We start from the raw sequence: 23,945 nt of genomic DNA, 5'->3' as shown, positions 1-23,945 counted from the left end.
TAATGGGATAAGCTGCTGATTTTAAAGTAAATTAATAGAAGGTGTTGCCTTAAAAAGTAACAAATGTCAAGAAGTAGAGCGCGACAGTTCATACCGAACTATGACCCTCTAATTCAGTATTAAATTGGCATTTAGTGCTTAAAAAAAGTATAGTAGCACCTCAATTTTGCCAGCCGATGTATCCTATTTCACCGCTGATTTATCCTATTTATTGAAAATCAGTGTCATCGGGTACTTGCCAGTGAGGAGATTTATAGATGACTTCCGCCTTTAATTGGTCAGCATTAGCCTTTATTTTGGCTGCCATTGGTTTGGTTATATTCATGCTGGTAGTACCACGTTTATTAGGTGGACGCTCGCAAGGTACAGAAAAAGAGGAAGTATTTGAATCGGGCGTTGTCGGAGCAGGCAATGCCCGAATTCGTTTGTCTGCAAAATTCTATTTAGTGGCCATCTTCTTCGTGATCTTCGATTTAGAAGCCCTGTATTTATATGCCTATTCGGTATCGGTGCGGGAAGTGGGCTGGATCGGCTATGCGACAGCCCTTATTTTTGTGGTTGATTTATTAATTGGCCTCATCTACGCGCTAAGTTTAGGGGCGCTCAACTGGGCACCTGCTGACAAACGCCGCAAAAAAGAGCGTTTGAGCGCTGCCCCAGCTGGCTTCAACTTAGCCAGTATCACCAAATTTAATGGCATCGATGAGCTACACACTGACCCTACAGGTAAAGTACCAGCTCAATCATCAGGCCAAGTAAACGTCTCAAACGATATCGAAGCCAACAAGCGCCATCTTGCCAATATCGATCGTATCAACGTCACTGGTAATGTTACCAGTGTAGATTTCTCTACCCAATCTACTAATTCTTTATCCAATAAATCGTCTTCTTAAGGGTTATATCATGAAATATACGCTAACCCGTGCAAATCCTGACGCCGATACTTATCCTGCGCAGACACGCCAAACCGTTAATAATCCCATTGAGGATGAGGTAAATCGTAATGTATTTATGGGTAAGCTTGAGGATATGGTGCATGCCTCAGCTAACTGGGGACGTAAAAACTCACTTTGGCCATTTAACTTTGGTACCTCTTGCTGCTATGTGGAGTATGCCACCACGCTAACAGCAGTACATGACTTGTCACGCTTCGGGGCAGAGGTTATTCGTGCTTCCCCCCGTCAAGCGGATGTGATGATTGTGGCGGGTACTTGCTTTGTGAAGATGGCCCCGGTTATCCAGCGTCTTTATGAACAAATGCTTGAGCCAAAATGGGTCATCTCTATGGGCTCTTGTGCCAACTCAGGCGGCATGTACGACATCTACTCGGTGGTACAAGGCGTGGACAAAATCATTCCAGTGGATGTTTATGTGCCCGGTTGCCCGCCACGTCCCGAAGCGCTTATTCAAGGCTTGATGCTGTTGCAAGAATCCATTACCAAAGAGCGCCGTCCATTAGGGGCCTATGTTAATGATAAAGGCATCTATCAGCCACAAATGCTGCCTGAGCGTGACCGCAAACAGGCCGATCGTATCGCCGTAAAAAATCTGCGTAGTCCGGACAGCATTTAATAAGCTCAGATATTTTAAGGGCTGAATCGCCTAGCCAGCTTGGCAATAAGCCCAGACAAAACAAAGTATTCATCCTTGCGTATTCGCAACAATTGCAATGACTCTGAGGTAAGCGGTAACCATGGTAACGGATAATAGCAAAGCGACTGACAATAGCGCCAATCCTAATATGACACAGCATGCTGTGCTGCGTGAGCTTGGACATAAGTTTGCAGGTAAATTTACTGAGCAGTTCACCTTTGATGGTATCCCTACCATTTGGGTATCGCGCCAGGATTTACTTGACGTATTGATGTACCTACGCACCCTGCCCAAACCTTATGTAATGTTGCTTGACTTATCAGCAATGGATGAGCGTTTGCGTCAGCACCGTGACGGCTTACCTGCCAGTGATTTTACTGTCTTTTATCACTTGATGTCGCTTGAGCGTAACAGTGATATTCGCGTAAAAGTGGCCTTGTCAGAAGACGATCTAAAGGTTCCGACAGCGACCAAGATTTGGCCAAATGCTAACTGGTACGAGCGTGAAGTGTGGGACATGTTCGGTATCGTCTTTGATGGCCATCCCCATTTAACCCGTATTTTATTACCCCAATACTGGGAGGGTCATCCGCTTCGCAAAGAGTACCATGCGCGCGCTACTGAATTTACCCCGTATTTCCTAAACAATGCCAAGCAGCAGTTTGAGCAAGAAAACCTACGCTTTGTTCCTGAAGAGTGGGGGATGAAGCGCAGTGGCCGAGATGAGGACTTTATGTTCTTAAACTTAGGCCCGAACCACCCCTCAGCGCACGGTGCATTCAGATTGGTACTACAGTTAGACGGTGAAGAAGTCATCGACTGTATCCCAGACATCGGCTACCACCACCGCGGTGCAGAGAAGATGGCTGAGCGTCAAACTTGGCACTCTTATATCCCCTATACCGACCGTATTGACTATCTTGGCGGCGTCATGAATGAGCTGCCTTATGTCATGGCAGTTGAGCAGTTGGCGGGCATCACAGTCCCTGAACGTGCTCAGACCATTCGCGTCATGATGAGTGAATTCTTCCGTATTACCAATAATTTATTGTATTTCGGTACCTTTATTCAGGATGCTGGGGGTATGACGCCAGTATTTTATATGTTTACCGACCGTCAAAAAGCCTATGATGTGATTGAAGCGGTTACCGGCTACCGCATGCACCCAGCTTGGTTCCGTATCGGCGGTACTGCAGCGGATCTACCACGTGGCTGGCAGCGTTTGGTACGTGAGTTCTTAGACTGGATGCCACAACGTTTAGATGAGTACGTCAAAGCCGCAATGGAGAACTCGGTACTTAAAGGACGTACCCAAAACGTGGCGCAATACGATGCCAAACAAGCTTTAGCATGGGGGGTTACTGGGGCAGGTCTACGTGCCACAGGTGTTGAGTTTGACCTACGTAAAGCCCGTCCTTACATGGGTTATGAGAACTATGACTTTGAAATCCCAGTAGGTTATAACGGTGACGCTTATGACCGCTGTATGGTGAAGATTGAAGAGATTCGTCAGTCACTACGCATCATAAGACAGTGTATGGACAACATGCCATCTGGTCCTTATAAAGCGGATCACCCACTGGCTGTACCGCCACCAAAAAACCGTACATTGAACGATATTGAGACCTTGATTAATCACTTTATCTCCGTATCATGGGGACCGGTGATGCCAGCGGGCGAAGCGTCTATGATGGTAGAGGCGACCAAAGGTATTAACAGCTACTACATTACCTCAGATCGCTCGACCATGAGTTATCGTACCCGTATTCGTACCCCAACATTTGCACATTTGCAGCAGATGCCTTCTGTAATTAACGGAAGCTTGGTATCGGATTTGATTATCTATTTAGCCTCAATTGATATTGTGATGGCCGATACGGACAGATAAAAGATAGCGGATAGTTTTCAATTTTCTAGGGTATCAAGCCAGCAGGCCAAAACATCGACCTGGCTAGCAGTTAAAGAGAAAATAATACAATGATTAAGATTGTGACCGACAAAGCCCCAACCGTAGATGTTGCCAGTATTTTGACGGCTCAAGAGATTGAGGGGATACACGAGTATATCCATCATTATCCTCACGCCCGTGCGGCGTCTCTTGATGCGTTAAAATTGGTTCAAAAGCGTAACGGCTGGGTAAATGATGCGCAAGTTAATGCCATTGCAAACCTATTGGATGTTCCTGTAACTGATATCGAAGGGGTTGCTACTTTCTTTAACCGTATCTATCGTTCCCCAGTAGGTCGCCACGTAATTTTGGTGTGTGATTCTATTGCTTGTTATTTGACCGGCTACGAAGAGCTTGCCGCTGAATTAAAGACAACCTTGGGTATTGAGTTTGGACAGACCACAGCAGATGGTCGTTTTACCTTATTACCTATCTGTTGTTTAGGTAACTGTGACAAAGGGCCTTCGGTACTAATTGACGAAGACACCTTTGGTCCGGTATCTCCTTCTGAGGTTGCCGAATTGTTGGAGTATTATCCATGAGTCACAACGAAGACGTGCTAACGGCACAATCTGATCAACCCAAAAAACTAAGCATTGCCGAGCAGTTTGCTCGCCGCAAGCAAGGTCAAGCCCCCAGTCAATTAAATAGCCAACGTGTACCTATCTATGGCGATAAAGCCACAGCGACTATTGAGACCAAGCCGTTAACTTGGCGTTTGGCGCACCATGACGCGATTTTGGATTTGGCCACTTATCAGTCGCTGCGCGGCTTTGAGGGCTTAAAGACTGCTTTAGAAAAGGCCCCAAAAGAAGTGGGCGATATGATCAAAGCGGCTAACGTTCGTGGCCGTGGTGGTGCAGGGTTTAACGCCGGTCTAAAATGGACCTTTATGACCCCACCAGATGGCGGGCCTCGTTACTTAATTTGTAACGCTGATGAAATGGAGCCAGGTACTTTCAAAGACCGCTTGCTTATGGAGCGTCTGCCTTTTCAGCTGATTGAAGGTATGTTAATTACCGCGCATGCTATTGGCGCAACGGATGGTTATATCTTTATCCGTGGCGAGTACATTTTAGCAGCAGAGCGCCTAATGGCAGCCATCGATGAGTGTTTGGCCAATAATCTGATGGGCGATAATATTCTAGGCTCAGAGTTTAGTTTTAACTTACACGTGCACACCGGCGCTGGTCGTTATATCTGCGGTGAAGAGACCGCTTTGATTAACTGTTTAGAGGGTCGTCGTGCCAATCCCCGTACTAAACCGCCATTCCCTCAGGTATCAGGGGCTTGGGGCCGACCCACTGTTGTCAACAACGTGGAAACGCTAAGCAACATGCCAGCCATTATGATTAATGGCGTTGATTGGTATCAGTCTTTACCAAATGAAAAAGGCAACAGCACCACACCAGGTACAAAAATATTTGGTTGCTCAGGTCTGGTCAATGATCCTGGTCTTTGGGAGCTGCCTTTTGGATATACGGCTCGAGAGATCATTGAAGACTTCGCAGGCGGTATGAAAGACGGTAAACGTCTTAAAGCATGGCTACCTGGCGGGGCATCAACTGACTTTTTGACCACAGAGCATTTAGATGTGGCCATGGATTTTGACAGTATTCAAAAAGCGGGCAGCCGTATGGGTACAGGTCTGATTATGGTAGTGGACGAAAGCCAAGATATGGTGCCTTTGCTTAAAAACTTGGAGATTTTCTTCCAGCGTGAATCTTGCGGCTTTTGTACCCCTTGCCGTGACGGCTTGCCTTGGGGCGTGAAGCTGTTAACGGCCATTGATGATGGCCAAGGTCAGCAAGGTGATGTTGAAAAGCTTGAGGGCTTAACCCGCGACTTATGGTTGGGTAAAACTTTTTGTGCGCATGCACCGGGTGCTATGGAGCCGCTTATGAGTGCGCTTAAGTATTTCCGCCATGAGTTTGACAGCAAAATTGTGGTTCCTGCTATTGAGGTAGACGCTGAGACGTCACAGTGGGCGGAGTCAGAAATCAAAAAAGTAATGTCATCTATGGGAAGCGGCAGTCCTGCGGCATCGTCTAATTCAAGCGCAGATACCGGTAGTAACGTTAATTCGGATACAACAGCAGGCGCAGAAGCCGGGCATAAAACCCTAACTTCTAACCCTAGTGATGTGAAGTAGAGGAGTAGAAACAGGCATGGCGGTCATACATATTGACGGTAAGCAGGTCGAGGTAAACGGCGCAGACAACCTATTAGAGGCGTGTTTGTCACTGGGTATCGATGTGCCTTATTTCTGCTATCACCCTGCACTTGGTTCAGTCGGCTCATGTCGTCAGTGCGCGGTAAAGCAGTTTAACAACGCAGAAGACGCAGCAGCAGGTAAAGGTCGATTGGTCATGTCGTGTATGGTAGCACCTACCGATGACATGTACATCTCTGTCGATGATGCTGAGGCCAAAGCATTTCGAAAATCTATTGTTGAATTCTTAATGACCAACCACCCTCACGATTGTCCAACGTGTGAAGAGGGTGGACATTGTCACCTGCAAGACATGACTTATATGTCAGGTCACAATAAGCGTCGTTATCGTTTTACTAAGCGTACTCACCACAACCAAGAGTTAGGGCCTTTTATTGCCCATGAGATGAACCGCTGTATCGCGTGTTATCGCTGTGTGCGTTATTACAAAGATTATGCTGGCGGTGAAGATTTGGGCGTTTATGCCTCAAATAACCGAGTTTATTTTGGCCGTGATAAAGATGGTCAGTTCGAAAGCGAATTCTCAGGTAACCTAACTGAAGTATGCCCAACGGGCGTATTTACAGACAAGACCCACTCAGATCGTTACAACCGTAAATGGGACATGCAGTATGCTCCAAGCATCTGTCACGGTTGTTCAGCGGGCTGTAACATCTCAGCCGGTGAGCGTTATGGCGAGCTACGCCGTATCGAAAACCGTTATAACGGTGAAGTAAACCGCTATTTCTTGTGTGACTTAGGCCGCTTTAGTTATGGCTATGTCAATCGTGAAGACCGTCCGGTACAAGCCATTGAGTATATCAATGATAAGCATGTCAAAATTAATATCGACTATGCTTTAGACGAAACGGTTAAACGCCTAAAAGGCAAAAAGGTCATCGGTATTGGCTCACCTAGAGCCAGCTTAGAGACCAACTTTGCCCTAAAAAAACTAGTGGGCTTTGATAACTTCTCAACCGGTCTTAATAATCATCAGCAAGCCTTAGTCGAAAAATGCATTGAAGTGCTAAATACCCAAGGTATTTATAACCCCACCATGGCCGAAATCGAAGACCATGATGCGGTATTTATCCTAGGCGAAGACATCACTCAGACCAGTGCCCGTGTTGCTTTGGCAGTACGTCAAGCAGCCAAGAATGAACAGCTTAAAATGGCGGCGGCATTAAAAACTGAGTCTTGGCTGGCAGAGCCAGTACAACGTATTGGTCAAAAAGCACTAAGTCCTGTGTATATCGCAGATACCGTTCAGACCAAGCTTGATGACATCAGTAAAGTCAGCTGCGTGGCGACACCAGAGGACATTGCAAGCCTAGGCTTTGCGGTAGCTGATGCCATTAAACAGTTCGGTAACGATTTGCAGCAAATACTGGCGAGTGCACCAAGTGAAGAGGGCGATGAGCAAGCCGATGCCATGCAAGCTTTGGCGAAGCAAATTGCTTTTGACTTGGTCACTGCCGATCAGCCTTTGGTTATCTCAGGTACTGGTCAATTTAGTGTGGCCATCATTGAAGCTTCGGCACAGATTGCACAGAACTTAACTGATAAGCGTGCCGATATTAAAGCTCATGAGCGTGAGCAAGTAGATGCACACAATGCCAAAGTACAGGCTCAGCAAGCACTTAGTCAGCCTGCTGAGGACAAAGAGTTAGATGCCAAGCCAGATCAAGCGGGTCAATCTAAACAAGCTGACAACCTAGAACGTGATCCCAATGCGCCTGTTTTAGAATTAAAACAGATCAATAATCGCTATCGTCAGCAAGCTGGTTTGTACCTTACTGTACCCAATGCCAACAGCGTGGGTGTGTGCTTATTAGGCGGTAAGCCGGTTGAGCAAATTTTAGCGACAGATTTTGATGCGGTGATTGTGGCCGAAAACCAATTAACCGATGCCTTAGATATCGAAAAATTGGCTCAGCTATTAAGCAACAAAACCGTGATCACCTTGGATCATCAAAACTTGCATTGGCATAAATTTGTGGACATTGTATTGCCTGCTGCAAGCTTCGCTGAAGCAGATGGTACCTTAGTATCTGCTGAAGGCCGTGCTCAGCGTTTCTTCCAAGTATATGACCCAAGCTACTATAGCAACAAAAACTGTATTAAAGAGGGCTGGCGCTGGTTGCATGCGGTTGAAACCAGTCTAAATGAATTGCCATTAGATTGGACTCAGCTCGATGATGTCATCAATGAGCTGATTAAAACGCATCCTAATTTAGCCGGTATCAAACAAGCGGCGCCTGCAGCAGATTTCCGTATTTCAGGACTAAAAATTGCACGTGAGCCAAGACGTTACTCAGGCCGTACTGCGATGCGTGCCAATGTCTCAGTGCATGAGCCGATGCAGCCAAAAGACTTAGACACAGGTTTGACCTTTTCAATGGAAGGCTATAGCGGTACTCAGACCCCAGGCTCTATGATTCCCTTTGCACAAGCGCCTGGCTGGAACTCACCTCAAGCTTGGAATAAGTACCAAGATGAAATCGGCGGTAGCCTAAAACAAGGTGACCCTGGTGTGCGCTTATTTGACTTAGTAGATGCCGATCGCAAACTAGCCAAACGTGAGTACGTGCGTCCTGAGCCCGCTCAGCCTATTAAGACCAGTATTTTCCAAGGTCAAGCCAAGCTGGTACCGGTACACAATATATATGGTAGCTCACCTATGGCCCATCGTAGCCCTGTGGTGGCAGAGCAGATGCAGGCGCCAGCGTTCCAGATCGGTGTAGAGGATGCTGAGCATTGGCAGGTGAAAACCAATGATTGGCTAGCCATCACAGTAGACGGTCAGCGTGTTGAGTTGCCAGTATTGGTAGTGCCTTACTTAGCTGAAGGCTGCATTGGCTATCCGGTCGGTCAAGTACCTATCTTGCATGGTCATCTGCCAGCATCGGTTGTGAAAATTGATCCCCCAAAATCAGACAAAACTATCGTGACTACCACTAAACCACACCTAGAGGGTCAGGGAGGCTAATATGGAATCTATTCGAATCATCCCTGAGGTGCCCAGCTTTTTAAATCAAGTCTTGTCCGTTGACGCTTGGAATATTTTATTTTTAGTGGGCCAGGCTTTAGTCATCTTCTTAGTGGTCGTGATTGTAGCGGCATTGATGATTATCTATGAGCGCCGTATGTTGGCCTTGTGGCAAGACCGCTACGGTCCAAACCGTGTGGGTCCTTGGGGCTCATTGCAGCTGGTTGCGGATATGCTAAAAATCTTCTTTAAAGAAGATTGGACGCCTAAGTTTGCTGATAAGTTCATGTTTATTCTAGCGCCTGCTGTGGCGATGTTCACGGCTTTGGCGTCATTTGCCATTATTCCAGTCTCGCCCATGCTTGGGGTCGCTGACTGGAACATCGGTATTTTGTTTTTCTTTGCTATGGCGGGTATGGCGGTATATGCCGTTATGTTCGGTGGCTGGGCCTCACAAAACAAATACTCTTTATTGGGTGGCCTACGTTCAGCAGCGCAAACCATCAGTTACGAAGTGTTTTTGGGCTTATCCTTAATGGGTGTGGTCGCCATGACCGGCTCGTTTAATCTTCGTGATATTGTGGTGGCCCAACAAGGCGGCTTTTGGCACTGGAACATCTTTCCACAATTTTTAGGCTTTTTAACCTTCGTGGTGGCTGGTGTGGCAGTCACTCACCGTCATCCTTTTGATCAGCCAGAAGCTGAGCAAGAATTGGCCGAAGGCTATCATGTCGAATATTCGGGCATGAAATTTGGTATGTTCTTTATTGGCGAATATGTCAACGTGGTACTCATCTCTGCCTTGATGACTTGTTTGTTTTTTGGGGGCTGGGATGCACCGCTGAATTTAGGCTTTACCATTTTGCCACCTGCTTTTTGGTTTATGATTAAAACCTTATTTTTCATGACTATGTTCGTCTTAGCGCGCGGCTCATTAATGCGTCCAAGATATGACCAAGTTATGAACTTTGGCTGGAAAGTATGCTTGCCAGTGACTTTGATTAACTTGATGATTACCGCAGCACTTATTTTAATTTCAGCCGCGTAGTGTGGGCTAAAAGTAGTCCATCAAACTGGCAACAACATAAGCTGACTGCAGGTAAAAAAATTACTGGGTTTTTAAATCTTCTATTTATCGTGAGATATCCAAGCCGCTTTAGATTGTAAAGTTAGCAAGGTCGCTCACCGATAAGCAATAAGAGAAGTTAACATGTTTAAAACGTTGAAAAATACAGTCGTGGGCATGTTTACCATTGTACGCTCCATGTGGATGGTTAACAGTCATGCGTTTAGACCTCGCGATACCATATTGTATCCAGAACAGCCTGTTCCTGTGCCGCCGCGCTTTCGTGGCCGTATTGTGTTGACCCGCGATCCGGACGGTGATGAGCGCTGTGTGGCCTGTAACTTGTGTGCCGTGGCTTGTCCTGTAGCCTGTATCTCATTACAAAAAGCAGAACGTGAAGATGGGCGCTGGTATCCTGAGTTTTTCCGTATTAACTTCTCGCGCTGTATTTTTTGCGGCATGTGTGAAGAGGCTTGTCCCACCACAGCGATTCAGTTGACACCAGACTTTGAGCTTGGTGAATACGTACGTCAAAACTTAGTGTACGAAAAAGAGCACCTATTAATCTCAGGCCCAGGTAAATACCCTGATTATAACTACTACCGTGTTAGTGGTATGGCGATTAAAGACAAACCAAAAGGTGCTGCCCAAAATGAGGCCCAGCCTGTCGATTTAAGGAGTCTATTGCCATGAGTTGGCTACACTGGTTTGATAATACCCCATTGGTAGGATTTTATGCTTTAGGCTTGGTGGCCATTATTGCTAGCCTTCGTGTGATTATGCTGGCAAATCCTGTCCATGCCATTTTGTCGATGATTGTCTCTTTACTTGCTTTGGCAGGTATATTTTTTATCATTGGCGCGCCTTTCGCTGGCGCATTACAAGTTATTGTTTATGCGGGCGCAATTTTAGTACTGTTCGTATTCGTCATTATGATGTTGAACTTGGGTGTCAAAAATGATGCCCGCGAGAGCCTGTGGTTGTCCTCAGATGTGTGGGCCGTGCCGGCAGCATTAAGCTTCGTTATTGCGGTGGTATTGGGCTATATCCTGTCACTAGGCAATGGTGTTCACAATGCTGATGGTACTGTGGCTCAAGCCATGATAGGCGCCCAAACTATTTCTGCTAAGCAAGTAGGTATCGCCTTATTTACCGAGTATCTGTTGTTGGTAGAAGTCGCTGCAATGCTATTGTTGGCTGCTTTGGTTGCCGCTTATCATTTGGGCAAAAAAGCCTTGGATGATGAGAATGAGAGCCATAATAGCCGCATTTCAAGAGAGTATGCTGAGTCGAATGATGCTTATCAATATCAGCAGATTGATGGCGAAAGCTTTAAACAGACTCATGCGCAACAGGGCGTAAGCTCAAAGCTGCACAATAAGGAGGATCGTTAATGGCAACTGCAACCTCTGAATCAGTAACCGCTGTTGATGGCGCTACTGTAGGCACTGCAAACCAAGAGGTATCTGTGCAATCGATGCACCTAAAGCCTGTTGAAACGGTACAAGACACGCCCACATTTGCGACAGCAGATCCCACCATATTGGGCCCAATTCCTATGGAACATGGCCTGATACTGGCCGCCATTATTTTTGCTATTGGCCTATGTGGTGTTATGGTGCGCCGTAACTTCTTATTTATGCTGATGAGCTTAGAGATTATGATGAGCGCCGCAGGTTTGGCGTTTATAGTCGCAGGCAGTCATTGGTTAAGTGCAGACGGTCAAATTATGTTTATCTTTATCTTAACATTAGCGGCTGCTGAGGCGTCATTGGGTCTGGCAATCTTATTGCAGTTCTACCATCGCCGCGGTCATTTAGATGTTGATTCGGCCAACGAGATGAGAGGTTAAAACTATGAGCTTACTCCCTTTAACCTTTATCTTTCCAGCGATCAGCTTTTTGATTTTGGCATTTATGCGTGATCGTTTGCCTGAAGTTTCAGCCAAATGGTTGGGCGTAGGCAGCATGGGGCTATCTGCCTTATGTGCACTGATTGCCTCATACACCTATTTATCACAAAACGATCCAAGCACAGTCATTAATATTCCGCTATGGACTTGGCTACAGGTGGGTGATTTTGCGCCAAACTTTGGCTTAAGCTTTGATGGCTTAGCCTTAACCATGACTGGCGTCATTACCGGTGTGGGCTTTTTGATTCATCTATTTGCCTCTTGGTACATGAAAGGTGATCAAGGCTTCGCCCGCTTTTTTAGCTACATGAACCTATTCGTTGCCAGCATGCTGTTATTGGTCTTAGCAGATAACTTATTGCTATTGTATCTAGGCTGGGAAGGCGTGGGTATTTGTTCTTACCTATTAATTGGCTTTTATTTTGACAATAGAGCCAATGGCCGTGCCGCAATGAAAGCCTTTACGGTAACTCGTGTGGGTGACGTGTTCTTGGCCTTTGGTCTGTTTTTATTGTTCCGTGAGTTTGGCACTTTAAACATTCAAGACATTATTACTCAAGCGCCGCAAATGTTCGCCGCCAACAACTCAACTTTAGTACTGGCAACCATGATGTTGGTGGGCGGTGCTATGGGTAAGTCAGCTCAGATTCCACTACACACGTGGCTTGCTGATGCGATGGCTGGTCCGACGCCAGTTTCTGCACTGATCCACGCAGCGACCATGGTAACAGCAGGGGTTTATCTGATTGCCCGTCTACATCCGCTATTTATCTTAACGCCAGGCGTGCTGCTATATTGGGTAGGCGCTGTGGGCGCAATCACCTTAGTAGTCGCAGGTTTTTGTGCTTTGGCACAGACTGATATCAAGCGTATCTTGGCTTACTCAACCATGAGTCAGATCGGTTATATGTTCTTAGCGTTGGGCGTAGGTGCTTGGCAAGGGGCTATTTTTCACCTGATGACGCACGCTTTTTTCAAAGCCTTATTGTTCTTGTCAGCCGGTGCGGTAATTACTGCCGTTCACCACGAGCAAAATATCTTTAAGATGGGCGGTCTGCGTAAGAAGATTCCACTGGTATTTTGGTGCTTCATTATTGGTGGCGGCGCTTTGGCAGCTATTCCTTGGGTTACGGTGGGCTTTTATTCAAAAGAGGCCATTTTGTGGGAAAGCTATGCCACAGGTAACCAAGTCTTGTTCTACATGGGAGTATTTGGTGCGCTATTAACCTCACTTTATACTTTCCGTATGATCTGGTTTACCTTCTTTGGTGAAGAAAAGACTCATGCGCACAAGCTATCCGGTCTGTCTTATCAGATTCCACTTATTGTATTACTGGTACTGTCGACCGCAGTGGGTGCGTTAATTACGCCGCCGCTACAAGGCGTATTGCCTGAAAGCGTGGGTCATGTGTTAGAGATGAATGGTGACGCGCATGCCAAGCACACGGCAGAGTTTATTGCCATGGCAGCGATGGCATCAGGCCTTATTCTTGCCGTGCTACTTTATGTGGTTAATGGTGGTAAGCTTCTCGCTAAATTCAAAGCTTCAAGCTTAGGCGGCGCTATTTATTACTGGTGCTACCATGGTTTAGGCTTCGATGCTTTATATGACTTAATATTTGTAAAACCATTTTTATTCATCGGTAAATTACTTAAAGCGGATCCTGTTGATAAAACATGGAACATCCTACCAGCAATTGCTTCTGCAGGTAATAAAGTGATGGCCATGACACAGACAGGGTCACTTCGAGGATATGCCACAAGCTTTGGACTGGGGATGGCAGTGTTATTGATACTAGTCATGACGACGGTGATTTAAGATGACAGAATTTCAATTAGCTTGGATGTTGCCAGCATTGATTGCAACCCCGTTCATTGCGGGTACGCTGTGCTGGTTAGTAGAGAAAATTAATAATCGTCTGCCACGCTGGATTGCTTTGATCGGCATGATCATCACCTTTGGCTTAAGCTTGGTTTTATGGCGTGAAGGCGCCTTTGCCGGTATGAGCCAGCAAGTGTTGGCACCGACTGCTCAATTGCCTTGGTTTGCAGAGTTTAGTGTGCCTTGGATTGAGTCATTTGGTATCAGCTTCCACTTAGCGCTTGATGGTATGTCACTGCTTATGGTCTCACTGACTGCCTTCCTAGGTATCATGGCCGTGGGCTGTTCATGGGGTGAGATTCAACGCCGCGTGGGCTTTTTTCATCTAAACCTGTTATGGAGCTTGGGCGGGGTAATCGGGGTGTTTTTGGCCATCGATTTATTCTTGTTCTTCTTCTTCTGGGAGATGATGTTAGTTCCTATCTATTTCCTAATTGCCATCTGGGGCCACAATGCCACCAATGGTAAGACTAAAGAATACGCAGCCACCAAGTTCTTTATTTACACCCAAGCTTCTGGTCTCATTATGTTGATTGGTATCTTATTATTGGTACTGATGAACTACCGCAGCTCCGGCGTATTTAGCTTTAACTACAATGACTTGTTGGGGACACCGCTGGGTGGTTGGGAATATCCCATCATGCTGTGCTTCTTTATCGGTTTTGCAGTTAAGCTGCCTGTTATGCCCTTTCATGGCTGGTTGCCCGATGCGCATGCTCAGGCACCGACAGCAGGTTCTGTTGACTTAGCCGGTATCTTAATTAAGACAGCCGCTTATGGTCTGATCCGCTTTGTTTTGCCATTATTCCCAGAAGCCTCACAGCAATTTGCACCTATCGCTATGACCTTAGGGGCCATCGGTATCTTCTATGGCGCTTGGCTTGCCTTTATGCAAACTGATATTAAGCGTCTATTGGCTTATACCAGTGTCTCGCACATGGGCTTTGTTATTTTAGCTATTTATGCCGGTACCTTAATCAGCTTACAAGGCTTGATGGTACAGATGTTGGCGCATGGCTTGTCTTCTGCTGCGCTATTTATCATGGCCGGTCAGTTATACGAGCGTTTACATACCCGCGAGCTGCCTTTAATGGGCGGTATGTGGGGACAGTTCCGCTACTACGCGCCGCTGCTGATGTTCTTTTGTGCCTCACTGCTGGGTATTCCAGGTACAGGCAACTTCATCGGTGAGATCCTAATTTTGTTAGGTGCCTTTGAGCAGTATCCTGTATTTGTTGTCTTAGCGACATTTAGTTTGGTGTGGGCAGGTTTATATTCACTACTTATCATTTACCGTGCTTTATTTGGTGAAAAAACCGTACCTGAAACCGCTGTAGCAAAAACCGCTCAGTCTGTTGCTGCTAAGGCGCAACTTGCTAAGGCGACTTATGCGACAGCCACGCCTGCAGGCCATAAGATTAATCACAGTTATGAAGAGGAAGTGCCTGCTGACAAATCAGTTAAGCTACATGATTTAAACAAGCGCGAGCTGACTTTGCTGTTGGTACTGGCAATCGGTCTAGTGTGGTTGGGCTTATACCCACAACCTGTTTTGGACACCTCCAGCCATGCCATGCAGTGGATTAATAATGCCTACACTTATCATGAAGTTGTGAATTTTGATGTCATAGATTCAGTCCAATCAGCAGTTGCCACAGGGGAGGTACGTTAATGAATAATCTTGTAGCAGATGCTTGGCCTGTTTTATTGCCCTTTGCCCCTGTAGGTATCGTTGCCACCACCTTATTGGTGGTAATGATCGCCATTGCGGTAAAGCGTTCACACTTTTTGACAGGCACATTAACCGTCCTTGGCCTAAATGCAGGTCTGCTGGTGTTAGTGGGTCAAATGATGGGCTGGTTTGGGGTACCTGAGCAAGTTGTGATCAGCGGTATGTTTATGGTTGATCCTTTTGCTCAGTTCAACATGGTGTTTATTTTCCTAGCCTCACTGGCCTGTTGTACCTTAGCTTATCCGTACTTTAGAACCTTTAAAGATCATAAAGAAGAGCTGTACTTATTATTGTTACTATCGACCATCGGTGCCTTATTGATGGTATCTGCGCATAACTTAGCTTCTTTCTTCATGAGTTTGGAGCTATTATCAGTACCTTTATACGGTATGTTGGCTTATGCCTTCATGCGCAGCCGTTCATTAGAGTCGGGCTTGAAGTATTTGGTCTTATCTGCCACGGCTTCAGCCACGCTACTTATGGGTATGGCCTTTATTTATGCCTCAACCGGCACTTTAAACTTCAAAGAGATTGCTCACTCACTAACTTATGTATTTGAGTCACCTTTGATGATTTTAGGTGCGGCAATGATGACCTTTGGTATTGCCTTTAAACTATCAGCCGCACCTTTTCATATCTGGACCTCAGATGTGTATCAAGGCGCACCTGCACCGGTAGCCACTTACTTAGCTTCAGTGACCAAAGTGGCTATGATGGCTTTGGCCATTCGCTTCTTACTAGATGGCGCTATCTTAGCATTGCCAACAGTAAATACGCTGCTGATGGTTATCGCTACGTTGTCTATTTTAATTGGTAACTTATTGGCGGTACGCCAGACCAATCTTAAGCGCTTATTGGGTTATTCCTCTATTGCGCACATGGGTTATGTGTTGGTTGTTGCGGTCAGTATTGGTCCAGGGGCTTACTCGATCACCAATATGTATATGGCCATATATGCGTTGACTTCACTGGGTCTGTTTGGCGTAATTACCCTAATGTCGAGTACTTATAAGGATGCAGGGGAAGCCTCTGAGCTGTATCATTATCAAGGTCTATTCTGGCGTCGTCCGGTACTGACTGGGGTAATGACCGTTATGCTATTATCTATGGCCGGTATTCCATTGACTGCAGGCTTTATCACTAAGTTCTTCGCGATTGTTTCTGCTGTCGATGGTGATCAGTGGTTCTTAGCGGCTATGATTATCTTAGGTAGTGCCATTGGTTTGTTCTACTACTTACGCGTTATGCTTACCTTGTTCAAGCGTCCTAACAAAACTATCGAATTTGATGCGCTGGGCGACTGGGGTATTCAAGTGGGTGGTATTATGGTGATTTTAGTGACCCTAATTGTGTTATATGTGGGTGTTCTACCGAATGACTTTATTGTTTGGGCCACCAAATCTATTATCTGGTAATGGCGCTAGGCTATAATGAAGCAGATAGCCGCTTGCATCAGATGAGTTAATGGCTGTGATATGATATGCTTGTAGGGCAAATTTGCTCTACAAGCATTTTTTTTGTTCCCATAAAAGGGGCATAACGTCTTAATAATAAGAAGATATTATGAGTGATTCTGATAACATTCAAACCGTAACGGTTCTCTCAAAAACCACTTGGACGCCGACTTTATTTAGCTTCACAGTCACCCGTCCTAACAGCTTTAAATTCACGGCCGGTCAATTTGTGCGCTTAGGGGTCAACCCAAGCCGCTTAACCTATCATTTGCAAAATAACAGCAGTGAGAGCGAGGCACCCAATGAAGATATTTACCGTGCCTATTCTATTGTTTCCTCACCTTATGATGAGGTGTTGGAGTTTTTCTCAATTGTCATTCCAGAAGGAGCTTTTACATCGCAGCTTCAGCATTTGCAAGTAGGCGATGAGCTGTTGTTGAACACCACACCTTTTGGTTTTTTAACGTTAGCACGCTATCAAGAACCTTTACCAAAAGACTTATGGCTACTGGCTACCGGTACTGGGTTGGCGCCGTTTTTATCTATGCTACAAGATTTAAAAACGTGGGAAGATTATGAGTATATTATCTTAGCCTACAGTGCCCGTAATGAACAAGAATTGGCATACATTGAGCGCATTAAGCAGCTAGAAGAGGACTTCGGAGGATTGGTCAATAATCCTGCCAAGCTGACCTTTGTGCCAATTGTGACTCGTGAAGAGGTAGCAGGGGCTTTGAGCAAACGCCTGCCTGAGCTGCTATTAAACGGTGAGCTTGAAAGCTTTGTGGGGCATAAGCTTAGCGTGGCGCACTCGCATGTTATGCTATGCGGTAACCCTGAGATGGTGGAAGATACCAAAGAGACCTTAAAGCAGATGGGTCTGGTGATGAACCGCCGCGGGGTGGGTAACATTGCAGTAGAGAATTATTGGTAGCGATATCAGCTTAGCACTCACCTTAATCAGCAAAGCCCCTTAATTAGGGGCTTTGTTTTGTCTTTATGGCGTATCTGGCACTATCACGGCCACAGTAATGCAAGGGTTAAGCTTACTGTTCTTGACTTGGGCTAATGGCATCACTGATAGGGTTGGTGGGGCCTTTGAGCAGCTCAGGCTCATCATCTGGGGTGATAATGTCCTCAGAGCTGGTGTTAGACAATAAGTCGCGAACGTTAACTTTGGTTTTTAGTACTAACTGTTCTTCTTCTACCAGACCGTAATTGACTTGAACCTTGTGCAAGGTGCTGATGATTTTTTTATTGCGTTTTAGCCAGCGGTTAATATCTAGGTAGATGATATTATCTTTTGGGCGAGCAATATTAATCTTACTTAAAATAAAGCCAAGTGGGTCTTTTTTTAGCACACTGTGATAAAACCAAATCACAAACTTAATGCCTGTACGCTTTAAAAATGACTCGCAGTTTAACTTGATCACATCGGTATTGGTCTGCTGGGCGAACACAAAGCGCTGCACATCGCGGTCGATTTGAACATGTACTAAGCCAAAGTTACTGGCAATCTCCGCATACACACCAGCCACATCAATGGTACAAAACAGACGAAACCAATCATCATGTAGCTCCACCCGTAGCTCAAGAATTTGACTCACATTATCGGTGACGAACTTTTTTAGTGCCGCATTGACCTGATCTTGGCTAACCGGCAAGGAGAACTCATCATCGACAGAGTTTGCCGCCTTGCCATACACAGCCTTAACTTTGCCAGTAAAGGATGACCACATATCGGAGATACTAAACTTTAAACTCTCATCATAATCTGAATAAAGCTCATCGGTCGTATCACTAATAGGTTGCTGAGTATGTTGCACGTAAAATTCTCTTTGTGTGGGCATGGGGTAAGCGAAAATCTACTAAACGCTGAGCGTTAAACCTGCTGTCAAGATTGACTATTAAAACTCGTACATCACCCCGACGGTGGTGGTGAAGTTAAAACGGTCATCTACCATAGGGCTATCACGCTGCTCATCTGCCAGATAGTTGATGCTTTGACCGACAAAAATATCCCAGTCTTTATTTAAATCATAAGTACCGTTAATGCTTACATAAGGACTAATGCTTGAGTCTGGCTTGTAGGGGTTTAGCCCTGATTTAGCAGACTCTTTTTCGCTAATACCGTAGTAGTATTCATTGTAGTTTTTATCTACCCACTCAAGACCTGCGCTGGGGTAAATGGTCCATTTGCCAGGATTTAAGCGGGCAAGGTACGTTAGACGAGCGACTGTGCCTTCGCTGCGGCCAGTAACGTCTGTTGCAATTTGACCACGAAAACCGCCGACTGGTGTTTTACGCATATAGCTGGCACCTACCATGCCTGACCATTTTCTCTCATCTAATTGTGCCATTGCACCATCAGCATCATCGGGATCAAACTGACTGCCACCTGGCTGAATAAAACCGGCCACCTCATTGACATCATCATTAATCAAATAACCACCCAACTGACTGCCACGGGCATAGACTTGACCATTGTCATAAAATAAGCTGGGTAGCACAGAGGTGGTGTTGTCCATATCATAGGCGCTTTTTTCGGCTCGAAGGTTAATACCCACACTCAAGCCCATTTTTTCGCTGGAAGCTGTGGACGTAGTGGTAGGTGCAGCTTGAGCGGCAGTAGTGGCCAGCATCATGATACCGGCACTTAGCACAGCAGTATTCAGGGCGGTTTGTGTCATCTTTGTCATAACAAGGCTCTTTATATAAAGGAAAGTCGTCTAGGAGTACAGAGGGCTATTCAAAAAATTGGCGCGATTGCCATAATAAATTAACTATAGCCCTATCTGTAGATGTAAGTCTAGCCATAACTGATAAAAAATAATGGTAATAATAGCAAAAATCAGCCAAGGTAACGCCTTAAATAACGGTTTATCTCCCAGTATCGAGTAGCGATACCCCACCATGATTCCCACTGCTAATACAGCACCAGTGAGTGCGCCACCAATATGTCCTGCGTTATCAATACCAGGTACCGCAAAACCATACATCAGGTTAATGCCCATAATCAGCGCCAGGCTTCTTAGCTGAGGATTTTTGCCATGGCTTGGGAATTTGAGTAGGCTTTTTTTGAGCAGCTCAACCATTAGCAGTGCCATGCCTATGCCCATAATGCCGCCTGAAGCACCTGCTGATATACCGGGTGCGCCGTTATTGTAAAATATCTGCCACCAAGTAACATAGCTATTAAGTAAGTTACCACCCACGGCCGATAGTAAAAACAGTAATAAAAATTTTATCGAGCCGAAGCTGACTTCTGCAGCTTGGCCAAAGTAGTACATGGCAAAGCAGTTAAATAACAAATGCATCAAGCCGATGTGCAAAAAGGCGCTGCTAATTAACCGCCAAGGTTCATAGCCTACGGTATAGGGTAGGGCATTAGCGCCCCACTTCAGCAAAGACGGTAAGCTTGGCTCATTAATATCGACGCCGGAGGCCACCTGAATGACAAATAAGCCAACGAAGCTTATTAACAATAAGGCAGTGACTGGGGCTCGGCTAAATAAGGTTTTTATAGTCATAATCAAGGCTAGTGGTGCATGGTGCGGCTATTTTAGCATAGGTACATATTCAAGGTAGATATGGTTCAGCGCCGCAGGTGCCACCAAGATTTATGGGCAAAAAAATACCAGTCACTGCATTCGATATGCTCGACGCTTTGACTGGTATGTAATTAATGGCGCTTATTTAACGAAGCTAATGACCGCCGCCATTTAGCCCCAAGGAATGGGTGCCACTTGCGGAATAGAGGTCTTAAGATACTCATACGTGCCTTTGACCAAGATGTCATCTGTGACGTCGCTGATGTTGGTTCTACCACAAAATGCCATAGTGATATCGCACTCTTTGTATAAAATCTCTAATGCGCGGCGCACACCATCTTCACCATAAGCACCCAAGCCATACAAAAAAGCGCGTCCAACCATGGTGCCCTTAGCGCCTAAAGCAATGGCTTTTAGTACGTCTTGACCTGAGCGGATACCGCTGTCTAGCCACACTTCAATATCGCTTTTCTCAGCTTGTATCGCTTGCACCACTTCAGACAAGCAGGCAATAGAGGAGGGCGCACCATCTAATTGGCGGCCACCGTGGTTTGAGATAACCATAGCATCTGCGCCACTGCGGGCAGCCAAAATGGCATCTTCAGGCTCCATGATGCCCTTGATGATCAGCTTGTCGCCCCACATGTCTTTAATACGGGCAACATCATCCCAGCTTAGGCTAGGATCGAACTGCTCAGCGGTCCAAGAAGACAATGACGACAAGTCGCCGACGCCCTTAGCATGGCCCACGATGTTGCCGAATGTACGGCGCTTGGCGCCCAGCATATTAAAGCACCATTCAGGCTTGGTCATTAGGTTTAAGATATTGGCCAAAGTGGGTTTTGGTGGTGCAGATAGACCATTTTTGATGTCTTTGTGACGCTGACCAAGTACCTGTAAGTCCGCAGTCAAGATCAAGGCTGAACAGTTGGCCTCCTTAGCGCGGCGAATCAGATTGGCCATGAAGTCTTTATCACGCATCACATACAGCTGAAACCAAAAAGGATGGTTGGTGTACTCGGCCACATCTTCAATAGAGTTGATACTCATGGTGGACAGTGAAAAAGGTACCCCAAAGTCTTTGGCGGCTTTAGCGGCATGCATCTCACCATTGGCCCACATCATACCGGTAAAGCCGGTAGGGGCAATGGCAATAGGCATTTTTACGTCTTCACCGATCATCTGAGTTGCTAAGCTGCGGTTGTCCATATCGACCAACACGCGCTGGCGTAATTTGATACGGTCAAAGTCGGTTTCGTTGTTACGATAAGTGGTCTGCGTCCATGATCCTGAGTCGACATAATCATAAAACATGCGCGGTACTTTGCGCTCAGCTACTCGGCGCAAGTCTTCAATCTCGGTCATTTTGGTTAAGTCTTTCATATCAGCCCTCTTATTAATGACGGTTTTAAAATACAGTAAATTTTAGTGCTTTTTTATTATTAATGAGGCATTTAGGCCTTTGCACCTTTTGTCGTTAACGACATAATGACCAAGAAGCCTATCGGCCAAGCCACTGCCATCATCCACCACATAACGTTGCCAAAAATTAACGCCATCCCTAAGAAGCCAGCTTGAACCACATAATAAGTCATGGCTACTAAGGTTTTACGGATAACATAGCCCTCTTTATTGACCAAGCCCACGACAGCACAAGCAGCCACCACGTTATGTACCGATACCATGTTGCCTGCTGCGCCCCCAATGGCTTGTAATGCGACGATCTGCGCAGCTAAGTCAGGACCCAGACCAATTTGACTTGCTGTGGACCACTGAAAGTATGAGAACATCATATTACTAATGGTATTAGAGCCGGCAATAAAAGCGCCCATAGCCCCAATCCAAGGTGAGATTAGTGGCCAAGTATCATGGAACGCATCTGCAGCACTTTGTGCCAATAAAATAGGCATGGCAGGCAAGCTGGTGGCCAAGTCTGCTGTGGAGCCTGAGTTGATGAATACTTGCACCATAGGCACCGAGAATAAAAGCGCTGGTGCTGCTGCCATCATGGTTTTAGCTGAGCCACTCCAACTGCGCTTAATCGAAGCGCCATCCATTTTATATAGCCACACACATAGTAGTGAGGTGATAATTAATATGCTACCTGGAGAATAGAGTAGCTGTATTTTACTGGATATTTCGGTACCGAATAAGTTGGAGAAAGTTAAAGTCGCACTGTCTCCCACTAAAAATGCTTTTAACGGGGCAATCACTCGGGTCAAAATTAATAGAGCGATGACGATAATATAAGGAGAAAAAGCACGACCGATAGAAAATCTAGGTGCGACAGTATCATCATACTTCTCTTCAGCCAATGTGCCTACCCAATCTTTATCCCAAGCAGCTCTAGGACCGAAGTCAAAGGTTTCTTTTGGCATCAAAAAGCCACGTTTGGCTGCAGGTACCACAATCATAAGACCAATAAAACCGCCGACCAAAGAGGGGAATTCGGGACCTAGGTATTTGGCGACTAAATAATAAGGGAGCGTAAAACAGATACCGGCGAATAAAGCAAATGGCCAGACTTTTAAACCTTCAATAAATGATCTTTTTTCACCGAAGAAGCGGGTCAAAAAAGCACTGAGGATAAGAGGAATGAGTACACCGATGAGTGCATGCAATAAGCCTACGTTAGCGGTGATTTGTAATAGGTAGTTTTCAGGGCTCATTGGCGCGATAGACTGAGTTAAGTCTTGCTTACCTTCAATACCTGACCACACACCTACTAATAAAGGCGTGCCTACTGCACCAAAAGAGACGGGTGTGGATTGAATGATAAGCATCACCATGACAGACGCCATAGCAGGGAAGCCCAGTGCCAATAACAGAGGTGCACCTACCGCAGAGGGCGTGCCAAATCCTGAAGAGCCTTCTACCAATGAGCAAAACAACCAACCCACGATGATGGCTTGCACACGGCGGTCGGGTGAAATATCCATGAAGCCTCTACGAATGGCAATAATAGCGCCACTCTCTTTTAAGGTATTTAGCAGCAAAATTGCGGCAAAAACAATAAATAAAATAGTCAGTGCCACAATCACGCCATTTAAAGAGGCAGCTGCGACTTGGGCACCTGAAGTATGCCAAACCAGTAAGGACAGTAGTGCAGTTATCACAAAAGTGAGACTCATGGCAATTTTAGCTGGAAGCCGTAGCACCACCAACAGTAAGAAAACCGCCAAGATGGGAGTTAAAGCCAAAAAAGTATACATAAAACATCCTTGTATAGTGCGAATGGATTTAGCGGGTATTTTTAAGACATAACCAATAAGTCAATCAATCAGATCATTAATAATAAAGGGAGTTGGCAGCACTATATCAAGGCATCTGCTTTTTAATCTCTGACGTAAGGCATAACAATTAGGGAATAAAGCTCCCAAAGTAGAGCGCAACTGTACTCTCTACTTAGTATTTTTGAATTATAAAATAGGCTGACTTACAGATCTTATTGGCACGTAATGGTTCCCAAAGCCATAAAGCATAGGTATCTACACAAATTTACTAGCCGCATCAGCGAATTGACGTAGTTTGTCAGGGGAATAATGATTTACCAGTTCGTTAAAATTAAGCCACTGGAACAATCCTGCCATCACAGCAGGTGCGGTT

At 45.7% G+C, this 23,945-nt stretch carries 19 protein-coding genes; 14 read left to right on the top strand and 5 right to left on the bottom strand.

Annotated elements, in window-relative coordinates:
• The first annotated feature begins 257 nt into the window (after positions 1-257).
• The 14 genes from ndhC to JMX92_RS02990 all read left to right on the top strand — a co-directional run bounded on the left by ndhC (position 258) and on the right by JMX92_RS02990 (position 17,722).
• A complete protein-coding gene (ndhC, locus tag JMX92_RS03055; RefSeq protein WP_011960916.1) occupies positions 258-893 on the top strand; it encodes an NADH-quinone oxidoreductase subunit A in 636 nt (211 codons plus the stop codon).
• A gap of 10 nt (positions 894-903) precedes the next feature.
• Entirely contained in the window at positions 904-1,572 is a 669-nt protein-coding gene (locus JMX92_RS03050; protein WP_011960915.1) for a NuoB/complex I 20 kDa subunit family protein, read from the top strand.
• Between the two features lie 121 nt (positions 1,573-1,693).
• Positions 1,694-3,481 (top strand): NADH-quinone oxidoreductase subunit C/D, encoded by a 1,788-nt coding sequence (nuoC, locus tag JMX92_RS03045; protein ID WP_201543846.1) that lies wholly within the window; start codon positions 1,694-1,696, stop codon positions 3,479-3,481.
• Between the two features lie 92 nt (positions 3,482-3,573).
• The gene (nuoE, locus tag JMX92_RS03040; protein WP_041773743.1) at positions 3,574-4,083 is read left to right on the top strand and encodes an NADH-quinone oxidoreductase subunit NuoE; all 510 of its coding nucleotides are present in this window, start codon (positions 3,574-3,576) and stop codon (positions 4,081-4,083) included.
• Entirely contained in the window at positions 4,080-5,693 is a 1,614-nt protein-coding gene (gene nuoF / locus JMX92_RS03035; RefSeq protein ID WP_201543845.1) for an NADH-quinone oxidoreductase subunit NuoF, read from the top strand. Before nuoE ends, nuoF begins: the two co-directional genes overlap by 4 nt.
• Positions 5,694-5,709: 16 nt before the next feature.
• Positions 5,710-8,742 carry an NADH-quinone oxidoreductase subunit NuoG gene (nuoG, locus tag JMX92_RS03030; protein WP_201543843.1) on the top strand — a complete coding sequence of 1,011 codons (3,033 nt, stop codon included), beginning with the start codon at positions 5,710-5,712 and terminating at the stop codon, positions 8,740-8,742.
• Between the two features lies 1 nt (position 8,743).
• Complete coding sequence (gene nuoH / locus JMX92_RS03025; RefSeq protein ID WP_011960910.1) at positions 8,744-9,790, top strand: NADH-quinone oxidoreductase subunit NuoH; 1,047 nt, start codon at positions 8,744-8,746, stop codon at positions 9,788-9,790.
• A gap of 162 nt (positions 9,791-9,952) precedes the next feature.
• The gene (gene nuoI / locus JMX92_RS03020) at positions 9,953-10,501 is read left to right on the top strand and encodes an NADH-quinone oxidoreductase subunit NuoI (RefSeq protein WP_011960909.1); all 549 of its coding nucleotides are present in this window, start codon (positions 9,953-9,955) and stop codon (positions 10,499-10,501) included.
• Positions 10,498-11,202 carry an NADH-quinone oxidoreductase subunit J gene (nuoJ, locus tag JMX92_RS03015; protein ID WP_011960908.1) on the top strand — a complete coding sequence of 235 codons (705 nt, stop codon included), beginning with the start codon at positions 10,498-10,500 and terminating at the stop codon, positions 11,200-11,202. The genes nuoI and nuoJ overlap by 4 nt, the downstream gene beginning before the upstream one ends.
• A 149-nt stretch (positions 11,203-11,351) precedes the next feature.
• Positions 11,352-11,660 (top strand): NADH-quinone oxidoreductase subunit NuoK, encoded by a 309-nt coding sequence (gene nuoK, locus JMX92_RS03010; protein ID WP_041773740.1) that lies wholly within the window; start codon positions 11,352-11,354, stop codon positions 11,658-11,660.
• A gap of 4 nt (positions 11,661-11,664) precedes the next feature.
• On the top strand, positions 11,665-13,539 hold the full coding sequence (gene nuoL / locus JMX92_RS03005) for an NADH-quinone oxidoreductase subunit L (protein ID WP_201543842.1): 1,875 nt from the start codon (positions 11,665-11,667) through the stop codon (positions 13,537-13,539).
• A gap of 1 nt (position 13,540) precedes the next feature.
• A complete protein-coding gene (gene nuoM / locus JMX92_RS03000; protein ID WP_201543841.1) occupies positions 13,541-15,274 on the top strand; it encodes an NADH-quinone oxidoreductase subunit M in 1,734 nt (577 codons plus the stop codon).
• Positions 15,274-16,749, top strand: coding sequence for an NADH-quinone oxidoreductase subunit N (locus tag JMX92_RS02995; protein ID WP_201543839.1), 1,476 nt, complete (start codon positions 15,274-15,276; stop codon positions 16,747-16,749). The genes nuoM and JMX92_RS02995 overlap by 1 nt, the downstream gene beginning before the upstream one ends.
• 148 nt (positions 16,750-16,897) lie before the next feature.
• Positions 16,898-17,722, top strand: coding sequence for a ferredoxin--NADP reductase (locus tag JMX92_RS02990; protein ID WP_011960903.1), 825 nt, complete (start codon positions 16,898-16,900; stop codon positions 17,720-17,722).
• A gap of 112 nt (positions 17,723-17,834) precedes the next feature.
• On the opposite strand, the gene JMX92_RS02985 is transcribed toward JMX92_RS02990, so the two are convergent.
• The 5 genes from JMX92_RS02985 to JMX92_RS02965 form a co-directional block, all read right to left on the bottom strand.
• Complete coding sequence (locus tag JMX92_RS02985; protein WP_041773340.1) at positions 17,835-18,614, bottom strand: hypothetical protein; 780 nt, start codon at positions 18,612-18,614, stop codon at positions 17,835-17,837.
• An 81-nt stretch (positions 18,615-18,695) separates the two neighbouring features.
• Positions 18,696-19,487 (bottom strand): MipA/OmpV family protein, encoded by a 792-nt coding sequence (locus JMX92_RS02980; protein ID WP_201543837.1) that lies wholly within the window; start codon positions 19,485-19,487, stop codon positions 18,696-18,698.
• 84 nt (positions 19,488-19,571) lie between these two features.
• Positions 19,572-20,318, bottom strand: a complete 747-nt coding sequence (locus JMX92_RS02975; protein WP_011960900.1) for a rhomboid family intramembrane serine protease — start codon at positions 20,316-20,318, stop codon at positions 19,572-19,574.
• A 192-nt stretch (positions 20,319-20,510) separates the two neighbouring features.
• Positions 20,511-21,722: an alpha-hydroxy acid oxidase gene (locus JMX92_RS02970; protein WP_201543836.1), complete on the bottom strand. Its 1,212-nt coding sequence runs from the start codon at positions 21,720-21,722 to the stop codon at positions 20,511-20,513.
• Positions 21,723-21,793: 71 nt separating this feature from the next.
• Positions 21,794-23,551: an L-lactate permease gene (locus tag JMX92_RS02965; RefSeq protein WP_201543835.1), complete on the bottom strand. Its 1,758-nt coding sequence runs from the start codon at positions 23,549-23,551 to the stop codon at positions 21,794-21,796.
• Between the last annotated feature and the right edge of the window lie 394 nt (positions 23,552-23,945).

Origin of the sequence: Psychrobacter sp. H7-1 (assembly GCF_904846585.1) — a bacterium.
In the GTDB taxonomy this organism is placed as follows: Bacteria; Pseudomonadota; Gammaproteobacteria; order Pseudomonadales; family Moraxellaceae; genus Psychrobacter; species Psychrobacter raelei.
Note: the sequence above shows the minus strand (reverse complement) of the source record. Positions and strands in the feature narration are given on the sequence as shown.